17 protein-coding genes are annotated in these 20,797 nt (G+C 38.9%); 12 read left to right on the top strand and 5 right to left on the bottom strand.

Annotation, left to right across the window (positions count from 1 at the left end):
- The 5 genes from H5202_RS07105 to H5202_RS07085 all read right to left on the bottom strand — a co-directional run.
- Nucleotides 1–4,145, bottom strand: a 4,145-nt coding sequence (locus H5202_RS07105; protein WP_182771460.1) for a conjugal transfer protein TraG N-terminal domain-containing protein, incomplete at its 3' end; no start/stop codon positions are given.
- 11 nt (nt 4,146–4,156) lie between these two features.
- Nucleotides 4,157–5,566 (bottom strand): conjugal transfer protein TraH, encoded by a 1,410-nt coding sequence (locus H5202_RS07100; protein ID WP_182771459.1) that lies wholly within the window; start codon nt 5,564–5,566, stop codon nt 4,157–4,159.
- A complete protein-coding gene (gene traF, locus H5202_RS07095) occupies nt 5,563–6,546 on the bottom strand; it encodes a conjugal transfer protein TraF (RefSeq protein ID WP_182771458.1) in 984 nt (327 codons plus the stop codon). The genes H5202_RS07100 and traF overlap by 4 nt, the downstream gene beginning before the upstream one ends.
- A gap of 273 nt (nt 6,547–6,819) precedes the next feature.
- Entirely contained in the window at nt 6,820–7,521 is a 702-nt protein-coding gene (locus H5202_RS07090; protein ID WP_182771457.1) for a hypothetical protein, read from the bottom strand.
- Nucleotides 7,522–7,537: 16 nt separating this feature from the next.
- The gene (locus tag H5202_RS07085; protein ID WP_182771456.1) at nt 7,538–8,149 is read right to left on the bottom strand and encodes a hypothetical protein; all 612 of its coding nucleotides are present in this window, start codon (nt 8,147–8,149) and stop codon (nt 7,538–7,540) included.
- Nucleotides 8,150–8,920: 771 nt separating this feature from the next.
- Between H5202_RS07085 and mobI the strand changes: the two genes are divergently transcribed.
- From mobI to H5202_RS07025, 12 genes are all read left to right on the top strand, one after another.
- Nucleotides 8,921–9,391, top strand: coding sequence for a conjugative transfer protein MobI(A/C) (mobI, locus tag H5202_RS07080; protein ID WP_182771455.1), 471 nt, complete (start codon nt 8,921–8,923; stop codon nt 9,389–9,391).
- A 14-nt stretch (nt 9,392–9,405) separates the two neighbouring features.
- The gene (locus H5202_RS07075) at nt 9,406–10,146 is read left to right on the top strand and encodes a hypothetical protein (RefSeq protein WP_182771454.1); all 741 of its coding nucleotides are present in this window, start codon (nt 9,406–9,408) and stop codon (nt 10,144–10,146) included.
- On the top strand, nt 10,147–12,603 hold the full coding sequence (gene mobH, locus H5202_RS07070) for a MobH family relaxase (RefSeq protein ID WP_182771453.1): 2,457 nt from the start codon (nt 10,147–10,149) through the stop codon (nt 12,601–12,603).
- A complete protein-coding gene (gene traD / locus H5202_RS07065; RefSeq protein WP_182771452.1) occupies nt 12,596–14,500 on the top strand; it encodes a conjugative transfer system coupling protein TraD in 1,905 nt (634 codons plus the stop codon). The genes mobH and traD overlap by 8 nt, the downstream gene beginning before the upstream one ends.
- 2 nt (nt 14,501–14,502) lie before the next feature.
- On the top strand, nt 14,503–15,063 hold the full coding sequence (locus H5202_RS07060) for a hypothetical protein (protein WP_182771451.1): 561 nt from the start codon (nt 14,503–14,505) through the stop codon (nt 15,061–15,063).
- 10 nt (nt 15,064–15,073) lie between these two features.
- A complete protein-coding gene (locus H5202_RS07055) occupies nt 15,074–15,730 on the top strand; it encodes a DUF4400 domain-containing protein (RefSeq protein ID WP_182771450.1) in 657 nt (218 codons plus the stop codon).
- A gap of 11 nt (nt 15,731–15,741) precedes the next feature.
- A complete protein-coding gene (locus H5202_RS07050) occupies nt 15,742–16,764 on the top strand; it encodes a S49 family peptidase (protein WP_182771449.1) in 1,023 nt (340 codons plus the stop codon).
- 110 nt (nt 16,765–16,874) lie between these two features.
- Entirely contained in the window at nt 16,875–17,210 is a 336-nt protein-coding gene (locus tag H5202_RS07045; protein ID WP_182771448.1) for a hypothetical protein, read from the top strand.
- A 272-nt stretch (nt 17,211–17,482) separates the two neighbouring features.
- Nucleotides 17,483–17,767 (top strand): type IV conjugative transfer system protein TraL, encoded by a 285-nt coding sequence (traL, locus tag H5202_RS07040; RefSeq protein ID WP_182771447.1) that lies wholly within the window; start codon nt 17,483–17,485, stop codon nt 17,765–17,767.
- Nucleotides 17,767–18,444 (top strand): TraE/TraK family type IV conjugative transfer system protein, encoded by a 678-nt coding sequence (locus tag H5202_RS07035; RefSeq protein ID WP_182771446.1) that lies wholly within the window; start codon nt 17,767–17,769, stop codon nt 18,442–18,444. Before traL ends, H5202_RS07035 begins: the two co-directional genes overlap by 1 nt.
- On the top strand, nt 18,444–19,541 hold the full coding sequence (locus H5202_RS07030; protein WP_182771445.1) for a TraK domain-containing protein: 1,098 nt from the start codon (nt 18,444–18,446) through the stop codon (nt 19,539–19,541). The genes H5202_RS07035 and H5202_RS07030 overlap by 1 nt, the downstream gene beginning before the upstream one ends.
- Nucleotides 19,541–20,680, top strand: coding sequence for a TraB/VirB10 family protein (locus H5202_RS07025; protein WP_182771444.1), 1,140 nt, complete (start codon nt 19,541–19,543; stop codon nt 20,678–20,680). Before H5202_RS07030 ends, H5202_RS07025 begins: the two co-directional genes overlap by 1 nt.
- Nucleotides 20,681–20,797 lie beyond the last annotated feature (117 nt).

Genomic DNA, 20,797 nt, shown 5'->3' with positions numbered 1-20,797 from the left:
CCTTGAGTCCCATTGCTTGCTACTTGAGCCGAAGTTACGCTGGCATTACTCTGACCTTGTTCACTGGCAGCTGGTGTAGCAGAAGATGCAGTGATATTACCTTGAGTCCCATTTCTTGCTACTTTAGCCGAAGCTACGCTGGCATTACTCTGGCCTTGTTCACTGGCAGATGGTGTAGCAGCGTCATTGCCTTGAGTCCCATTGCTTGCTACTTGAGCCGAAGTTACGCTGGCATTACTCTGGCCTTGTTCACTGGCAGATGGTGTAGCAGAAGATGATCTATCAACATTCACACTTGTTTCATTTTTACTGTCAGCGCTAGATGAACCAACAAAACTTAAGTAACCATCATCCTTACCACTGATATCCTGTCCTGGACGATCACCAACATCTTCTTTAATTCTACTTCTTGCATCATTAACAAAATCAGAAACATACTCTTTTTGCTCTGGAGTCAGCATATGGTCCATACGTGAGGCAATTTTCTCCATATGATCCAATTTAGTGGATATCTCGTCTCGTGTTGATTCTCTATCGCCTGAAGGCATCCAAAATGAGCCGCTTGTAAGTGCTGTGCCTCCAGAAACCTCTGCAAGCAAATAATCTCTATTCCCTCCAGTATCTTGCTTTTCTAACACCTTAGAAAGATCACTTGCAGCTTGTTCGGTTGCAGAACTAAATACTTTGCCATCACTTTCCATATCGGCTTCACGTGCCAATCCAAGATTTTGCATAGCTGATAAGTATGTCGCCGCGCCGTCACCTTGTTCGGATTCAGCTCTCTCGATTGCTTGGTCGATAGCCGGTGTTTTACTTTCTTTATTAGAGGGTCTTTCATCTGCTTCATTCTTGTAGTCCTGAAGCCAGTTGGCACCTTTAGAAAGCATTTCTAACGTGTTTTTATCGAAGTTATTCTTACTTGATTCAGTCCCTTCACCATAAGAGCCACTTTCATTTTTCCCAAGAATATCAGTCATTAATTTGTCATTATTTAGGACAGAAATCATACTTTGCGCACTTTCAACTTTATCGTCACTTCTTGATGTAAACCTATCATTCATAGAGCCTGTTTTTACTTCATCTAAATGACTTAGAGCATCAATACCCTGTGCATATTCTGGCTTATAACTAGAAATATCTTCGCCAGCCAACGTTTTCTGTTCGACCATATTGTTGAATGCAGCTGCTCCACCGGGTTTAATCACCTCAGTTGCGGCAGGAATAACATTTTTGACTAAACCAAGAGTGCTTTGATTAGAATCTTGGTTGTCTTTCAGTTCATTAATATTTTTGTTTAGTTCTTTTACACCAGTAGCAGACACACTTGGAATTTCACCACCTGTTAATTGCTCACCACTTGATTTAATGCCGGGCATATCAATATCTTTTGCTTGCTCAGCTCTCTCTTGTGCGCCTTTGGCTTCTTTAGTGCCATTATCGATGTTAGAAGCAGTGGAAGTTTTGAGATCACCAGCGTCATTGGTAAAGTTCGATGCAGAAGGAATAGCTGGTGCAGCAAGGCTCAGCTCCGCATTTTTTTCATCAAATGATTTGTTACCGGCCTCAATTTGGGCCAATACATTTGCTTGCTTGTCATAAAATTCAGATGCGGATCCGGCATTTGTAACACCAACATTCGATAATGTTTTGAAAATATCCCTGTTCGTTTGAGCATCTTGCTTTTCTTTGCTCGTATCAATGCCGTTTTTATTTGGATCGATATCAATTGCATCATTTGCTTTCACAAAATCCATTAACGCTAACGCTCTAGCATCACCACCTGGGTTCACTGATTTGCCCGATGTTTCATTTAAATGAGCAGATTCACGTTCTTGCAAGTATTCATCACCTGACTTTCCGTCAATTGTAGAGTTTTTAATCCTGTCCCATAAATCTGGGTTTTGGCTAGTCATAAAACTTGCAATACTCTGATTTCTTAATTGATTACTAATCGCTGAGTTATCAATTTCTTGTGTTCTCGATAACTGCTTTGAATCGGTCAACAGACCACTGAGCGCGGTACTTTGCTGTGTGAGTGCCTGTGCTTGTCTTGAATAAGACGCTGCTTCTTGAACGCTCTTTTGAAATCCATCTATGCTAGATGCAGACAGCACCTCACTGCCTGCACGAATTTTGGATAAATTCGCGTTAATCTTTTCGGATTGATTCTGAGCATTTTGTAAATTCCGTTGATAGTTTTGTTGAGTTGTTTGATCTGCGTTTGTACCCAAGCCCACTGATGCTTTTAGGTCAGCGCCAAATTTAGCACCTAAAGATCCAAACATTCCTGAGCCACCACTAGATTTTCCACCCAAACTAAGTTGTCCACCCGCATCCATAGAAACTGCGCCACTTGCAACCAACTGTTGCGCTTCTTTGTATGACATAACCCCTGTATCAGAAATTGCTTTTGCGGCTGATGACGCCCACTCAGAAGCATTAGAAGCAGTAAAGGATGTTGTTTGAGTGTCATTAAAGCTCAATCCCGCACCTTGGTTATTACTAAACACATCATTGAGAGCGGTTTGCGCACTTGCAGCCTTAGACGCTGCTTGACTATTTAATGATTGTTGACCGGCAGTAAGTCCCGCACTTGCGGATTGGCCAACGTTAGTGCTTCCCATGGATGTTTTAACCATGCTATCACCACGGAAAAATTCACCCGTATTATTTTGATATTCACTTGTATGGTTACCAAAATGAGCATTGCCATTTTGCATCGACGTCCCGGTGTCAGGTGAAAGACGTTTAGAATCAATACTTGGATCTGCCATTGCTTGTTTCGCCATACCTTGCATTGCATGAACACCCCGGTAGAGAACAAACACACAAATTGCGGGTATAAAAGTGTAAAGCATCCCTGAAATACTGATATAACTATTTGCCGTTGCAAATTGGCTATCTATCGCGGAAAGACTAAATTGACTCTTTCCTGCAGCAACTGCATTTGTAAATCGATTTGTCATTGCCAATGCAGTAAATAAATTCACTAAAACAATCATGATTGACCACAGTTGAACAAAAACCCATGCCGCAAAATATTGACCAACAGCCATTAATCCTTGACCAGAAACAGCAAGTGCCAAGCCAATAAAAGGAGTTAAAAATACCGTTAATGCTTCAAAGAATGATTGCATTACTTCAGCATTTTCCATCCAATATTCTTTTTTTGTCGCGTTAGCAAGTTGGCGCTGCCTGACTGTATCGAACATGGCTCTTGAAACTTGCTGTCCATACTCTGAATTTGGAAAGTAATCCATAAAAACACTTTTAAGGAAAGCGGCATTGGCCAGCTCTAGTGATGACTCTGCATTTGGAAGTGTACCCTGCATTGAGTTTTGTGATAGAAAAACACTTACCTTATCTAAATCAGCACCTTGAGTGATCAATCTTTTTTGCAAATTATCCTGAAATACAGAACCTTTCATCATGCTATCGAGTTTAGTCCATGCATTAGGGCAGGTAAGTCGTTCACCTTCAGGAGTGCCAGCAACCAAGTAGCTAGTAGTATATATTTTAGGATTGGTTACCTTTAACTGTGACATTATGTCTCGCGGAGTGGCATCCATTACTGCATCGATAGACGGTACAGATTCTGGTGAGATCATGTTTGCAGTTGTGTAGCAATCTTCTAAATAAGTTCGGAATGAACTGCATACGTTAACGCTTTTGTCTGTGGTAGGTGTACACGCAGCAGTGTAATTAACTTCATCCAAATTAACAAAATGTTGAATCGGACTTAACGCCTCCCAAGTATTAGCAACACCAACAATTGAAAAAGCTTGAGCCATTAAGTCAGCGACAGCTGTACCGCTATTCGTGATTAACCATCCACCCAACGCAGGAAGCAAAGGAACATTGTTAACCTCTTGAAAAGACATATCTCTTTTAGATGTAATCCTAACATCTACAAGAGATTGAGGTCCTAACAGTCCCATGACAAAAATAAGAGATACTATAAATCCCTTAGCAGGAAACGGTGATTTATCTTGATTCACCGCCCACAACAACGAATTCCAAATCAAACCAAGCAGTAAACCTATCGATAATAAGACATAAACATCATTTGTTGACCATAACCTTGCTATACCTCTAAAGACTTCTATTAGGAATGTTGCATTACCTATTGAATATATTTCCCACATAGAATTTACCCTTATTTACTTGAGCTTAGTAAGATAGATAGATTTGTTTCAAGGTTGGCTCTGTTTTCCACAATTCGCGCTTGAATATCACCATGCCGTAACATTTCATAGTTTGATTCAAATGTTTTTATGTCTTTTTTTGATTGAGCCAGACCAACGGGGTAAACTTCGTCAATGTTATGATTGGTCTCTGCCGTGGTTAGTGCCTTATTCACTTTTGAAATGAGGTCATAAGCCATATAGTCCATAATAGCGGCCGTTGCTTCAGTCGCTTTGTATTTAGCATAACTGGCTCCGAACTCGTCCGTAGCACCAAAGGTTTTCATCATTAAGTGCATGTCACTAGCTACCCAATACAACAATTTACTTTCATCTTCAGTAAATTCTGCGTTGGGTTCGGTATAGGTTTTCTTCCATATAGAAAATATTTCTTTGCGTAACTTAGGTAGCAGCTGCTTTACTGACACAGTGCTTTCAACTAAGGATAGGCATTCATCATCAGCACACTTGTAATATTTGATGTCGATATCTTCATTTTCAGAGTCTATTGCCTCAGCGTTATAAAAGAGGTTTGTAAAATATTCAGCTCCCTTACCGGGAACATAGGTCACGCATGTTTTTTCTCCACCTACAATTGGTGTTGTACACATAGAAGAATCAGTCGTTGTAACAGTGGCGCCAAGAATGGTGAATACAAGCTCATTCTCTTTAACTCCACCAAAATCATCGAACAAAAAGCCTCTAGGGTTCATTTCTGCCATTGGTTTGATCAGTGAGTTCTGCGCAATTGTTGTACCTACTTGTTCGGCTAAATCAGATACAGACATTTTTGAAGTCGCTCCATGCTGCGCTTCATTTTGATCAGGTGAAAACCCGAGTGCCACATTGACAGACTTTAATTGATTAGCCACAAATCCTGTTTCTGTGCCTGATGTGGCATTGCCAGTACCTAGCGCTTCTTCAGCCCACTTTGCACCTTGTTGACAACCGTCGATATTAAATTCATTCATTCCGTTAACCAAAGTGGTTAACTCATCAACTATACCTGCCGCCATTGGTGACATCGATTGAAGTGCTAACTTAAATGCATAGGTTGCCGCACCCTGCATAACCGCTCGACTTAATTGTGCTAATTCGTCACCAGAAATAAAACTAAATGAGCCGGCAAAGATATCAATGTCGCCACAGGGCCCTACATTCATATTTGGCAACCTTGCGCTTACGATTGGTGCAGCAGGTCCGATGTTCGGGCGATATGAAAATCCACCTAAATTCACTCCGTAGCGGCCATTTCCATGTACGCTGGCACTAGGTGCAGATTTAGAATACATATCATTAAAAACATCCTGCATTGGATCTGCATTCGTAAAGGATGTACTAAACGCTAAAACAATTAACAAACTTAATTTACATAATTTCATTTATTTTCTCCGTAACGAATTGGAGTGCCAACTGGTGAAGTCGTCAAATCGACTCTGCTTTGAAGAGCGTTATAAAGTGTTTCAGGATCTGTTAACTCACTTTCTTTTATTTGCAACAAACCATTATCTAGTACATTACTGCGTCTAACAGACTGAACCGATTTATACTCGTTATCATCTATCCATTCATACTTATGTGCGGCTGAAACTAAAGCATCCTGAATTTTGGGTAGCGCTGAAACGCCATTGCTTAGTAGTTCGAATTTAGATGCGTCATTTGAGACAAGGAAGGTTGTAGGAGTAACGGTTACATTAAACTCGCGTGATGCCTGGCCGTCGTAATCAATCACAACTTTATCATCAGGAATTCCGGGTATAGAACCTCCGTCGAGAGATACATACAAAACATTCATGCCATATTCACGAGATAGAAACTGAACGATAGGGAGCTGCTTTACGCAATATGGACACGTACTAGAGAAAAAGAACCACACCCCTGCTTGAACTGCTACTTTTTCGATAACTGGTTTTTGTGCTTTGAGGACATCTTCTTTAAATCTGCTTAGCATAAACGAGTCGGTAGGGCGTCGATGATCTTCAGACAACCAACTAGCTTCTTTTCTAAAAAATTCACTTGATTTAGTCGCAAACTGAGAACTGTAATCAAGCATCAACCTCTGGGCCGCATAGAACGCGCCTAAATTCTCAGTTGAAGGATTACTGATAGCATTAGCCTGAAGTTGCGGTAAATTCTTTTTTAACCATTCAACGTCAATATCAACCATTTTCTCATCAGGTAAAGGCTGCGAAGATGCTGGTGGAGCCTGTTCTTCTGGTGATTCCGGCTCAATCACTTCTGGTGCAGGCTCGTGCCAAAACCAACCACGTTGACTTTGTTCATAAAAATCCGGTTCTACAGCAATACACGGGATGCAAGCAGACATCATCAGAATTAGGCTTAAATGTTTTATAGTTGTCATATTCAATCCTCTGGTAGAAATACATAATAACAACCAAAGACTGGACTTTTCGTTGGTTCAGACGCCAATTAGGACGCTGAACGGAAATTTGAACTAATAAAGACGTTTAATGCGGATTGAAGACGGTCGACTGACGTGGCATGGAAAAATCAATATATTGTTAAAGGTTGGAATTCAGAATGGCTATGTGATTTAAGATAACTGAAGAACAAAAATTAAAAAGTGACCATCGAACTTGAGGCCACTTTTTCAATAAAAAGACTAATAAATAAACTAACCATTTGAAACTAATTTCTCATCTGCCTGATATTCATTATGTTCTGTTGCCATACTTTTCGAAAAAAGCATAGCTTTTGATGCCTTTAAAAATACATCACTATTAAATCGTTCTGTAGTTGTCACATCTGACGTATATAGAGGCATTTTTGCAACTCCAGAATCAAACTTATTGATTTCATTTTGTTGATTTAGTGAGATAGCTGAGTAATTCTCTACACACGCCCAGCAGAAAGAACGGGCAGCCCTCTCGTGAATTATAAATTTGTTAAAACAATTTTTCGATTGACACTCACAAACTAAATATTCATTTGAAACTACTTTTTTCAATAAATAGGTAAATCTTGAAATATCACAAATTTGTCTATCTATTAACTCAGGATATTGAATAGTTGCAACTTCCCATGCGGTAGCGATGTAACTAACATTAAGCCCACGAGTCAACGATGGGTCGTCAGAAACTGCACCATAGATTTTAAAAAGAACATTTGACATTTTAAAGCCGTCGAATGAATTCGTCCAACTATTCGAAAAACCTCTTGAGAAAAGTAACTTTGGATCAGATGCGCCAAATATTCGAATAAGCTTGCTTGTGCCCGGAACAAATTCAGAAATTAACTTTGGCATCATTCCTAGCCCATGCAGACGTCTGGCTAACAAATTATTTTTCGCTATATTTATTCCTATTGATGTAGTCATAACCTTAATCCCTTAGCTATGAAGCTATTGAAAACAATGCTTGTTCAATATATGAACCAGATTTTTTATTGATAGAAAAGAACTTATTGTAATCTATTTGTTCATTTACTATAAACAATGGAAAAACTGGTTCGATGAAATGCATTTTATTTGATTCCAAATAGACATCATTAATCAAGTCTATTGTGGATTGCTTCATAAATAGCAAGCCCTTTGTAAATAATGGTGCTGTATGAGCGCATAAACATATATTTTGAAATATAACTGATTGGTATTTTGATAATAAATCTAAACTATCATTTTCAGGATTTACCATTAATCCGATTTTAGCACGCGTATTTACCTGGCCAGATATAGACTCAAAAGAAAGCAAGTTACTTAAGAAATATTCAAAAAGACTATATTGAGAAATATCCATCTTCGATGTTAAAACCCAGTTTTTTAAACCGTTTACGAAATCACTCCAATCTTTTTTATCTGTTGTTACTAGCTTAGATAAATGCGATGGTTTTAGGTTAAACACTCCGCAGCAATCAGCTGGATACTGTGAGGCGTAGTCATGCAATGCCAGCAAATAGCCGACCTGAGCCTTCATCAACGCTCTGTAGTAACTTTCAACATTCGACATTGTAAATCCTTCACTCTAGCATCTGCACAAATCCTGCACATTTATTTTAACCACACGTGTTTGTGTAATCAACTACTAATATTTGATTTGCATCAAAGCTACGTAAAAAGATGAGTTTTTATCCGCATAAAAAATAGATCTTTAACTCTAAGCTGTTGTTTGAGTTATAAATAAAAAAGCCACAAAAATATCAACTATTTTTGTAAATCTTCAAAATGCGTGCTTTATGTCATAAAGATAACCCATATTAGTTGAAAAAAAACAATGCGATTTGTGTGAGATTTCGATACTAACGTTGTACATAAAAAGCTAAACACACAATAACCCTCAACCTGACGGTAAAAATCGGTATCCATACCAATCTGGTAATCGCACACTACTTTGCAACATATATAAACATCACGAATTACAGATTCCATCAAGTTAAAATACCAATTGTGCTGTACCCGCTTAACGCCTATTCCATTAAACGCAGGTATTTTCCAACATATATAACTAACCCTTTAAGCAGGCGTTAGATCTATAGAGACTTCGTTCAAAATTCAACCTAATAATTATTCAAATTTTCCATTTTTTTCTGAGCTAAATGTTGGAAAGTTCACTGCGTTTCCAACAGATAGTTCCTTTGGAAAAAAGAAACAATTCCTTAGCTTTTCTTGGGGAAGCTTTTTTTTTGCATTTTCTCGTTCAGCGTCCTAATTGGCGTCTGAACCAGCTAAAACCAACCCTTCTATATGAGATTATCAAGCTTCACTTAGTAAGGAGGTTTTGATGTCAGTTGAGTCCGATAGCCTACAAATTGCGTTGGATAACATTCAAGAGTGTTACGAAGCGCTAGTGGACCGTGCACAGTTATTGGTAGATGGGTACTGGCACGAATGGAGAGAGCGTAATAAACAAATTTTCAACTCCGGTCTAAAGCCTGGAGAGGCGAACTACGTAAACACAGGACGACTTGCCCCAAGATTGAAGAAATCGAAAATTACTCATCGAGTGTATCTGGAGTGGTTAGATTGGAAAAAAACCACATACAGGAAATATCAGAATCCTCGCTCTGGTGTTCAGATTAAGCCAAATAAGCGTGACGGTTATACATGGACAACAATTTCAAAAAAAGCAAATGCATGGGAGAAAATTTTATTCGATAAATACGAACCATTATTTAAAGCATTGAGAAAGGCTTTGGCTGTTATGGCCGACCAAATATCTATGCTAAAAAAAACAATTAAACTTTTAAGTTAAGTAAGGTGAATATTATGGCAAATCAAACAAACCGTAAAACAGATGTTGATTCACAAGTCCGTCGTAAAACAGGTGTCGCACAAATTGAGTTAAAATCAGAATCAGTTTTTTTACACATGCGCGGACAAGCTGGCGATGCATTAAATAACTCACTATATAGGCTTGGTGAGTTGTTCAAAATGACAAATAGATCAGCAAATAAGACGACATACAACATGCTAAAAGAGTGGTTTCAAAACGAAATCATTAACGTCGCTGAAATAGAGATTGAGAAATTAGCTACTCATTTCGAATCACTGCAATCTGATGTCATACCGGGATATAGCTTTGTCGATATTAAAAACCCTCAAATGAATCTAGATATTAATATTATTCATAAGAGTCATATCGAAGTTATTAATATTATATCAAAAATTGATTTTATTATGGATGATATTGAGGCAATAGCATTATCGGGGACGTTTGACGATGAAGTTGAACAGTCTTCACGAAATCAGGCCTTATTAATATTGAATAATATATCAACCAAAATTTTTAAAGTTACAAAACCCGGAAAAAGAAATGGCGGCGCATTCTCCCCCGTTTACTTTTTGGAAGGTTTGCAAAAAGGCGTTTTCAGTCTTTACCCTGACGACAATCAACCTAACAATGATAAAAGTAACGACAAAGTTATAACTCTTGAATCAAAAGAAGTAAAAACTAAATCTGATAATTCAGTTGAACAATCTAGTGTTGAGCTTACAGAGGCTATTTAAATGAGCAATCTTTCTATCCATGCGTACAAATTGAGAATGCGACTAAATTCTTTATGGTCACGCTTTGATATTTGGGATAAATCGGATAGTCAGCTTAACAAACAAGATGAAAAAAGATTAGATGCCGTTTTACATTACCCATTAAAAACGGCGTCTATTCCTATTGTTAGTTTAGAAACACTAATTAGTAGACAGCAAGATAAAATTCGAATAATCGAAAGAGACATTGGATTAATTTATAAAGGCTGTGAATTCAATTTTGTAGATCTTGTTGAAAGTACGATTAAGGCTTATTTGGGATATTGTCATTTAATTCCTGCCTCAGAAATGGATCACCACCAATACATAGGAGGTTTACTAGAGCACTCTTTGGATGTATCTATTCGTTCACTTCAATTCGCAATGAGCTTTATGCTTGATGAAATGGGATTAATTGATGAGGACCAAGCCCGCAGACCTAGATATGAATTTGCTGCTTGGGTATGTGGGCTGCTACATGATTCAGGAAAAATCATTTCAAACGTACAAGTTATTGGTTCCAACGGTGATATTTGGCGCCCATTGAGCGAAACGATTTTCGAATGGGCCAAGCGCAATAAAATCGACTCATATACAGTCGTTCATCAAAAGGACAGATTAAACAACGATCACGAAACTAACTCAGTACATTTTTTACCACTTGTATTAAACGATGTGGCCAAAAATTACCTACTTGGTTCGCACGACGATTTGTATTCAATGATAACGCAAACGCTTGTTCACTATCACTCATACAAAGGTTACCTGTTTAACGCTGTCAGAAAGGCCGACTCAGAATCTACATATGATGACTATGCACGCGTATGGCTCCACGACTCTTCAAGAAAAAAATCATTGACGATGGGTGTAGTGAACGCAATGCGTTCTCTATATTCGAGTTGGCAGATAAACAAAGTTGGAGGGGATATATTTGTTTTCAATAATCAGATTTATATCGCTTCAGACAAGCCAATTAATGATGTAATCAAAAAATGCCTCGACTACGAAATAAAACTGCCAAATTCAGCTAAGGCGTTAATTTCCATCCTTTTAGATAAACGCATTCTATCGATGGTTAGCGACAAAAGCACTCATGCAAACCTATATCTAGGCAACTTTATTGAAGCGGATATTGAGGAGTTTACATTAAACAAAACAGGTGCAATGGCAAAAATTACACCTATAACGGTCATTCTAGTTGAATGGCAGAACTTTGTAATTGGCGACAACCCTATCCCTGGGAATGTTTATGGTGCGTTAAGATATAACACCAAAAAAAATAATAATGTACACCAGCTCTATAACGCTAACGGTGCAACATTTGTTATCCCAGCACAAAACCAAACATTACCTGCAACAACTGACACAACCGAAGCAACAGTGATCAGTTCTGCATCAGCAACAGAAAGTTATACAACACCCGAAATCGTTGAAACTCAAGATAGAGCGACGACAACTGCAGCTCAAAGCAAAACCAAAGTAACTACGCCCAAAAAAATATCTGTCACAAAACCGATAGTGCAACAAGCTGAGCAATCTATGGCTCAGCAAGTCTCTATAACAGAGAGTGAGTCATCTACAAGTAAAACACCAAAAAGCCCTAACAAGGCATTGAGTAAGCCAAAAACAACCAAAACAACCAAAACAAAGCTAGATAAAACAAAACAAGAACCTGAAATCAAAACTGATGTGACTGTTACTGAAGAACCATTGGAAGAGAATTCAAACTATCCATGGATTAAATCAAAACGGAGACCAAAACCAATTGATGATGCGCTATCAAAACTAATTGGAACTTCAGAAGACATATGGCTATCACCTGAAGGGGTGGCAGTTAAATTAGATTTTTTGACAGAAAAATCTAATCAAAATGCAGGCCAAATTATTAACGCTATGAGCTTTTTGAAGTTAATGAAGAGCAACAGCAAAAACCAGCAAATTTCAACACTAATTAAAGACAATGACAAAATCTTGTATGTGTTACTTGCTGATGATGTCGCTGAAACATTTTCTTCATCATTGAGTGACAGATCACCTTTACCAAGAATCAAACCATCACCTGAAAATAAAGCAATAACCACTGAACCGGTAATCGAAACCTCATCGGAGACAACGGATTGCGATGTTGAAGTTCAACAACAAGCAATTCCTTCACACACTGAAATTGACAACAACACAGTGGAGATTGAAGAAAATAGCTTGCAAGCCTGTGATGATGAAAATGATGAATACACGAGCAAGCCTAAAGAAATGCTTTATGAGTCGTTGATTGCTGAATTAAAAAGCGCATGTCCTCACCTTAAAAATACAGACATAAGAAGCTTCACTAAATCCGAAAATATAACACCGATTGTTTCTGAGGATGGCTCAATAACCATCAACATTACTTCGGTTGAGCTTGATGAATTAAAATGGAAGTTGAGAGAAAACAATGAATAACCGCAGCAGTTTAACTTACAGCGAAACACTGTTTAGACCATTGTATGAGCTAAACGCAGCATATGTTTATATTGGCGCAGGTTTATGCACCGGCGTAATTAGTCAGACAAGCGATTTAAATTCAAACTTTCTAGATACGCCAACTATTCTAGCGGGAGGTTTAATCGGAATAGGTCTATATAAGCTAATCACAACCTACCCTAAAATGAGGCAGCAACTACAGCTTTTCATCAATAAAATTGAGTTTATAGATGTAGATGTCGTCAGGTATATCAACAAATGGAAAACAAACTCGAAATCAGAAAACTTTAAATACACTGATAAGCGAGAAATTTACATAGGCAATGGTTTTGAGTGGGGGCCTGAACATGCACAAAGAGCATATCAAATTATGGATATGTCGAACGATTTACGTGAAATGGAAATCCCTTTTGCGTTAAAACCCATAGTTTATAAATACAAAAAACACACCCGCAGTATGGGCGGTAAAACATGGATTCACGCTATAGGCAGTGAAACAGCTCAAATTGTTAACGAAGACACGTTTTACGGACACTCATTTATCACAGGTGTAGTTGGGTCAGGTAAAACCACACTTCTAAGATTGCTGGGTACAGGTTTTTTGCATATGGGGAACTCAATTGTCGTTATTGATCCAAAGGATGACACGAGCTTAAAGCAAGGGTTACGCAAAGAAGCTGAGGCATTAGGGATTGGTCACAAGTTTTATGAGTTCTGCCCTGCCAGACCGAGTGAGTCATGCGCAATCGATATTTTGAAAAATTTTGCAACACCCTCGGAAATTCCAACACGCATTGCAAGCCTACTAAAATCTGGAAGCGGCGCGACAGACAGCTTTATTGAATTTGGTTGGCAAACTATTTCTCAAGTGACTGACGGAATGATTTATTGCTCAGAAAGCCCAAAGCTCACTGAGATTTATCGTTACATGCGGTCAGGAAAAACAGAGTTATTAGAAAAAGTGTTAAGCAAATTCTATGAATTACGTTTTGGCCAGCATTGGAGACAATCTAAATTAAGTCAAATGACGGGTTTAGGCGAAACGCCGCTAGAAGGGATGCTCAACTATTATTCTCAAAAAATTCCTAGCACTGAAAAAGCTGCATCAGTTGACGATGTTATTCAGTTTGTTACACATAACCATGAACATGCTCAAAAAATGTTAGCAAGCGTGTTTCCGTTATTTAAAGTGCTATGCAGCAATCCGCTGGATAAATTGCTTTCACCCATTCGCGGTCGTGACGACATAGAGATTATTGATATTAAGCGCGTCATTATGGATGGAGGGATAATTTATTGCGCATTGAACTCAATGAATGATCCACGTACTGCAGGGCATCTAGCCAAATTGTTACTGGCAGACATATCATCATGTTTAGGTGATAGGTACAACTATGGCAGTGGTGAAGAACGGCGAGTGTCAATCTTGGTGGATGAGGTTCACGCTGCTGTTGCAGGCAATGACAGTTTAATTAACAACTTGGCACAGGGTCGTGCAGCTAAGTGTCAGTTCGTTCTTAGCACCCAAACAATCCCAGACTTAATAGACATGACTGACCAAGCTACAGCTGACCGCTATTTAGGGTTGTGTAATAACTTTTTCAGCATGAAAGTGACCGACATCCAAACTCAAGAATATGTCTCAAAACAATTTGGCCAAACAAACATCAGTGACGTTGGTGTCCAATATTCTATCCAATCAGGAACTGGACAAGCCATATCTGAATTCTCTGGTGGTTACAAAGAAAACATAACGAAAACACGTGAAGATATGTTTCCTATCACGCTAATAGGAGACTTACCGAAGCTGCAATATGTTGCGCGACTATCTAATGGCCAAAAGCTTAAATGTAAGCTTCCAATTATTAAGGGTTAGATATGGACATTTCTCGGATCACTTCACAACACGAAGGCACAAAAGAAATTGTTTTATTACTCGATAAGCTGGTGGGTGGTAGCAAATATTTGCACTTACACGACACGCCTATCATCGACATAATTTTACTTAAAGCGATGTTGGCATGGGATAGAGAGCAAGATGCAGGTCTTGAACAGCAATTCACAATGTTTTCTAAGTCAATACTCTATGACCTTTACCAAGTCACCCACTTTAAAGTGAGTTTTCGGGTAAATGAGTCTGAATCGATTCATTGGGACTGCATATCACAAACATTTGAAGAATTTAAACAAGATTCCAAAAACAACAGAAAGAAGTTAAAAAAGTGTGATTGCTTCAAAGACAACCCCACACCTCAAAACTCATGCAACTGTTTAAAAATCGAATATATAGATAAACGCTCATTGTTATCCAATGATGCAATCTCTTTATTGCTTGCTCGTCATGTATTTAATCGAAGGGTACTGAATCTGCTAGGTCTACCACTACCAGCCCGGCAAACGGTTTATTCATTAAGCAGCTCACTCATAGAACATCCATAGGAGAGTAAAAATGTCAGAGCTCATTAAAGACCATGGCGTATCAAAGTTACTGTCATTGTTCTTGTTGATATTCACCGTAAGCATTTTAGTGATACTCACGGCTATGCCCAGCAGCTTATTTCAAAAAGAAATGGAAACAGAGGTGAAGGCATTATCTGTATTAATCAGTGAAAACCAATGGTTAGTGTTAACTCATGAAGTAGAAAGTAATTACACGCAATCATATGTACGAAGTGGGCTTCATCAAGCAGTAGAGGATGCACTTCTTCCATCGAGTGATTACAAAATCAAGAAGATTATCGATAACTTCAAAGGTGAATTCATCTTAAACCGAGTAGTAAACAACCTTCACATACTGTCTTATCAAATGGTTTACCGCCTATCAATGATGAAGTTTTGGGTTTGGATCATGTTGCCGTTTTTTTTCGCATTAATTTATGACGGATACATGGTGAGAAAAATCCGAATGTATGAACCTCGTCAAATATCCATAAAAGGTTCACGCATTTGGACACGCTCAATCGTGTATATGCTGGTATTCACTTTCTGTTACTTGTTGATACCTAATTTCCTCGGACAGAAAGCGCCTTGGTATCCCGTTTTAATGCTTTTATTAACGGGATTAGCCCTTAGAAATACTATTTCGAATTTTATGAAAGTTGCATAGGAACATTAAGAATGACAAGCAATCTAGATACAGAAACAAAGTCAGAGATACACACAAAAGAGGCGTTAGGTGTTTTAAAACAATACTTCACCGTGTACAAACGCACAAATTACGGAAAACTCATCTTACTTGGCAGTATTATCGCGCTGGGTTTAATAGGTAACCTAATGAGTGTTTTTTCAACTGACAAGCCGCATATAGCGGTGGTAAACATAAATGGTGAGATAGGTACAGAGACTGACACCGGAAATGGTAAAAAAATAGCTTCACACATTTTATCATCAATGAATAACGATGATGTTGATTTAATCGTCATTGAGGCAAACTCCCCAGGCGGTTCACCAACGGACTCACAAACCATCAATGAAATCATTGTTCAATATAAACATTGGGGCGGCTCAACCAAACCTGGACTGAAAGAGCGGGTTTTAAAAGAGATAAATAATCCTGCGGCGCTATTTGATGGTAATTATAAGGCCAGTGGATTTCGTGAAAAAAATTCTAGAAAACTGATTGTCGCTGTCATCACTGCACAATGCGCATCGGCATGTGTTCAAGCCATCATCAATGCAGATGTCATTATCGCTCAGAGAGCTTCCTTAGTTGGAAACATCGGCGTTAGGCTTGATACATTGAACTGGAGCGATTTAGCTAAAAAAGTAGGTGTCACTAACACCACGATCACCAGCGCCGAGTTTAAAGACATTTTAAATCCCTGGAATCCTGTTAATGATGATCAAATTCAGATAGCTAAAAAAACATTGGTTGCACCAGTGTTTCAGCAATTTAAAGACGATGTACTTGAGGCGCGTTCTAACAAACTCAAAGTGGACCATGAGGTTTTATTTTCAGGCTTAGCATGGTCAGGGGTAGAGGCAAAGGAGATTGGATTAGTTGATGCGATAAGCAACCCTGTTGCTGTTCAATCAGCATTAGAGAAAATGTCTAACCGTCAGTACAAGGTATATTCAAAAAACAGTTTTAGCTTAAATTCATTTATTCAAAATCCATTTGCCAGTATCCAAAACCTATAAAAAGTAGCAAAAAAAATTTTCAAGCGCCAATTTGGACGCTGAACCGAGCCTAACTATCAATCAACTCGTTATAAGATAGATAGGAACAACCAACCTTGAGGAATTTAAACATGCAAAACACATTAACTTTACCGACAATGGCAAATGACAAACAATTAAGCAAAAAAGGCATTTTTATTCTGTCAGCAATTTGTTTTCTCATTGCGTTGTTATCTTTTGAGTCAACAGCTGGCTCAGGTGGTACCGCATTTACATCTATTTGGACAGAATTATCTGGATGGGCCGATGGCGCTCCGGGCAAAATTATCACCCTGTTAGCATTTTTTGCTGCACTTTTCAATGTCCTTAAGCAAAATTATTATTTAGCAGTTGGCGCATTCATTGGCGGTATGTTGCTAAGCCAATCAGTATCTATTATCAACATATTTCTTACGGCGACAGTGTAAGTTCCCTTCCCTTCCCTTGCTTAAAAAGGCGCTTTTAGCGCCTTTTTTTACTTTCGACTCAAGTCTCTTAAGTTAACGATAGTGACTCACTTGATTTAGCTTCAATATGAGCAACAAATCTAGTCATTCAATTGAGAGTCAAACTTCACATATAAAAGCGATATTTATTTGTCTTTTCCCGTTCAGCGTCCAAATTGGCCTCTGAACCCAATAAAAAGTCATGAAAGTAATGCCAAAATAAGCCCATGTATCACTAACTTCTTGACGGTAACATGGCCACTTACAGAATTCCGCACAGAGTAAATAAGCCTTTATTGGTTTTGTTTTTCACATTGGATCAATTTATACCAATCGCCACAGCATTTGGGCTCGGTTATACCTTTAGGGCTGTGCCTGAAGCGGTCATTTTTGCTGTCATGTATTTCAAAATCACTAGCTATTTTGCTGAAAACCATCCAAGAGGATTTGTTGAGCATGTTCTTTGGTATTGGGGGTTAATGCCATTAAAGCTTGGGGTGACAGTGCCAGATCCACTAAAACGGGAGTTCATTAAGTAATGGGAATTTTAAATAATGCAGATGATATTAAAAGGTCTCTTGTAGACGCAGTTACGACAAGAAATGTCATTATCTTGTCAAACCTTTTACTCAGCACAGGTGTAATGATTTTTGCTTTTAAATTTGCCTTTTTTGAACCCGCAGTGGCGGTACTGCCGAATGCACCAGTCACAGAGGTGATTGAGGTGCGCGGCACTTGGGCCAACGCATCGTTTAAAAAGGGTCACGCCATCGCTTTTGCGGAATTAATCGGCAACATCAGTAAAAACAATATTAATTTTGTAAAAGAACGATTTCTCTCTGCCGCGACACCGAATCTACGTGAGCAGTTTCAAGATGAAATTGACCGTCAGATAGCGATTATTAACGCTCGAAAACTGAAACAGCGCTTCACTATCGATGACGTATATTTTGACGAATATCAGGATGTTGTTTGGATTTGGGGGGGGAGAGAAATCACCTTGCCGGGTCAGACACCAATGATTAAAACGTGGACATATGAATTTAGAATTGCCGTGTCCAGCGGTATGCCTAAGATTTCATATTTTAAGCAGTATCCAGGCAAGCCAAACACTCGCCAACGTGTCGTACCTGCAGCAGATACCATCCCCGATTTAACAGAAGAAATGCGTGAAGGTCTAAAAGAATCAGGCTCAGAAGTTAAGGAAATTCAATAATGAAAAATATTTTTAAATTATCTCTCGTATTTACGGCGCTATTAAGTCAATCGGTGTGCAGTGCGAATGAATCGCCAGATCCAGTTAATGAGTTTTCGCTCCCGGTACAAACGTCAAACCAACGCTTGAGCTCGGAAACAATCGAGAATAAAAAAATTGAAAGTCCTGTTTCATATATTTTTAACTCATTAAAATCCGCAGTTCCAGACGATAAGGAAGATATACCGCCAAAGACAGACTCATATGGTCGCGCTTTGTCCACAACAGGTAGCTCATCGGGTTTTGCATCTACACTACAAGCCAGCTATAAACCTGTGCAAAATTATTCACTGAAGCCTGGCGAGAACATTGCTGTAGCGATTGCAGCAGGATTAATGAATCGAATAAAAACAAACTTTTCCATGGTGGCCGTTCGAACATCAGACGAAGAATCGATTATCGAAGCATCCAATGGTTATATCTATTTCACAACCAACTCAATGAACCCAGTTGGCATCATGGTTTATGAAGAGGGTATGCCTGAAACAGCAATCTCGTTAGTGCTTCAGCCTGATAACAATCCGCCAGCGATGGTCAACGTTGATGTGAAGTTGACAGGACAACAACGGTATTTAATGGCTGAGCGCAAGAGAGAAAGAGACCGTCTTAAAAAGATAGATGATTTGGCTAATATGCATCAAGAAGAACTCAGCACAGCATCACACATAACACGAATGAAATCTTTGTTATTACCGATTGCTCAAAATGGAATTCCACAAGGGTTTACGGAATCGGTAGAAATTCCTCAAACACTAACCAAGCCATGTTCGGTTGCTATTAGACAGAAAACTGCACAGCGTTACGCCGGTTCGCGTGAGTATATTGATGTGGTGGTGATGTACAACCACACAGCTTATGCATATCAAATCAAAGAAGAACAGTGTTTAAGCCGCGACGCATTGGCTGTGGCGTTTATTGACCAATCAATCCTGCAGCCAGGCGAGTCTACCGAGGTATATATCGTTAGAGATAAGTTGTATGTCGAGAAGATGGAAAAAACAAACCGTCGTAGACAAATCAGCGCACAAGAGTTGGGCTTAATTGGGGAGGCAAACTAATGTCTAAAGTTTTGGTTAAAGAGTTTTGGGGTGATCCTAAAAAACGACAAATCATCATATGGGCATTTGTTCTTGCAAGCGCCTACTTTTTACTACCTGTATTTTTTTCACCATCAAAATCACCAGTTGCACTAGAGGATAAAAACGGAGGTACAGAATTATTCTCTGTTGAAGAAGTAGCTCAAATGGAAGAGAAGAAAACTAAAGAGCTATTTGACCAACTGTCAGCCGATGCACAAAATCGTGAAGTTGCAGCATTTGCGCAAGAAAATCGGCTAAAAGAGCGTGAAAAAAAGATAGAAATGGAAATGACCAAATTTCGTAATGAAATTAACCAGCAAAAAACGGTCATTAATCAATTGAGAAGTGAGATTTTAAATACCAGAAATGCACAAATTGGTGCAGCTGGTGGACCAACGGATGCAAATGTTATTAGGCATGATCCAAATGCTACTGTGGCGCAAATTGTTGAAAAACCTCAAACGCAAATTATTACACGTCAGCCGTTAATCAAAGGGAATGTATTACGCACTGTAACACAAGGTAAAGTTCGCTCAGTCAAGGAAACCGGGCATATAGAAGAACAGGACGTACAAATGGTCACTGTTTCAGAAAATTCTCAAACAGTACAAAACGATGCCAAAGCGGATGCTGGCACACCCAAACATACACAAAAAAAAGAGGAAGATAATTCAACATGGTTATCTGCCGGTTCAATTTTAACGGGTACATTACTAAACGGTGTAGACGCACCAACATCAGGTGGTCAACAAAGTAAGATGCCTATGCCAGTATTAATCAGGCTAAAACAAGAAGCGTTAATGCCTAATAACTACACATTAGATATTAGAGAATGTTTTGTTATAGGTACCACAATTGGTGACCTGGCCACTTCTAGAGCTTTTATTAGATCAGAAACACTATCTTGTATCACCGAGGATAACCAAGCTATTGAGGTTCCTTTAACTGCTTATGCTGTTGGCCGTGACGGTAAAAATGGCATAGACGGTACTCTTGTTACTAAGTCTGGTGGGCTGATGGGTAACGCGATGGCTGCTGGATTTTTATCTGGATTATCCAAAGCTGCATCACCTCAAGCTGTTAACGTCGTCAACACCAACCCCGGTGATGGGGTCTAACTGCAAATTAAAATCATAAGCATTGTTAACGGTTGTGACTGTTAAGCCAGCAGAAACGCCATCAGAACCATCGGAACCATCAGCACCAGGTGTACCAGTAGCTCCGTCAGCACCATC

Origin of the sequence: Shewanella sp. SG41-4 (assembly GCF_014164505.1) — a bacterium.
GTDB lineage: Bacteria > Pseudomonadota > Gammaproteobacteria > Enterobacterales > Shewanellaceae > Shewanella.
This window is presented reverse-complemented; position numbering and strand designations above follow the sequence as displayed.

Coding starts and splice junctions, on each gene's coding strand:
- traD (WP_182771452.1), top strand. CDS start 12,596: ATGAATAACCGCAGCAGTTTAACTTACAGCGAAACACTGTTTAGACCA.
- H5202_RS07055 (WP_182771450.1), top strand. CDS start 15,074: ATGTCAGAGCTCATTAAAGACCATGGCGTATCAAAGTTACTGTCATTG.
- H5202_RS07030 (WP_182771445.1), top strand. CDS start 18,444: ATGAAAAATATTTTTAAATTATCTCTCGTATTTACGGCGCTATTAAGT.
- H5202_RS07100 (WP_182771459.1), bottom strand. CDS start 5,566: ATGAAATTATGTAAATTAAGTTTGTTAATTGTTTTAGCGTTTAGTACA.
- H5202_RS07035 (WP_182771446.1), top strand. CDS start 17,767: ATGGGAATTTTAAATAATGCAGATGATATTAAAAGGTCTCTTGTAGAC.
- H5202_RS07090 (WP_182771457.1), bottom strand. CDS start 7,521: ATGACTACATCAATAGGAATAAATATAGCGAAAAATAATTTGTTAGCC.
- traL (WP_182771447.1), top strand. CDS start 17,483: ATGGCCACTTACAGAATTCCGCACAGAGTAAATAAGCCTTTATTGGTT.
- mobI (WP_182771455.1), top strand. CDS start 8,921: ATGTCAGTTGAGTCCGATAGCCTACAAATTGCGTTGGATAACATTCAA.
- H5202_RS07085 (WP_182771456.1), bottom strand. CDS start 8,149: ATGTCGAATGTTGAAAGTTACTACAGAGCGTTGATGAAGGCTCAGGTC.
- traF (WP_182771458.1), bottom strand. CDS start 6,546: ATGACAACTATAAAACATTTAAGCCTAATTCTGATGATGTCTGCTTGC.
- H5202_RS07050 (WP_182771449.1), top strand. CDS start 15,742: ATGACAAGCAATCTAGATACAGAAACAAAGTCAGAGATACACACAAAA.
- H5202_RS07075 (WP_182771454.1), top strand. CDS start 9,406: ATGGCAAATCAAACAAACCGTAAAACAGATGTTGATTCACAAGTCCGT.
- H5202_RS07060 (WP_182771451.1), top strand. CDS start 14,503: ATGGACATTTCTCGGATCACTTCACAACACGAAGGCACAAAAGAAATT.
- H5202_RS07045 (WP_182771448.1), top strand. CDS start 16,875: ATGCAAAACACATTAACTTTACCGACAATGGCAAATGACAAACAATTA.
- mobH (WP_182771453.1), top strand. CDS start 10,147: ATGAGCAATCTTTCTATCCATGCGTACAAATTGAGAATGCGACTAAAT.
- H5202_RS07025 (WP_182771444.1), top strand. CDS start 19,541: ATGTCTAAAGTTTTGGTTAAAGAGTTTTGGGGTGATCCTAAAAAACGA.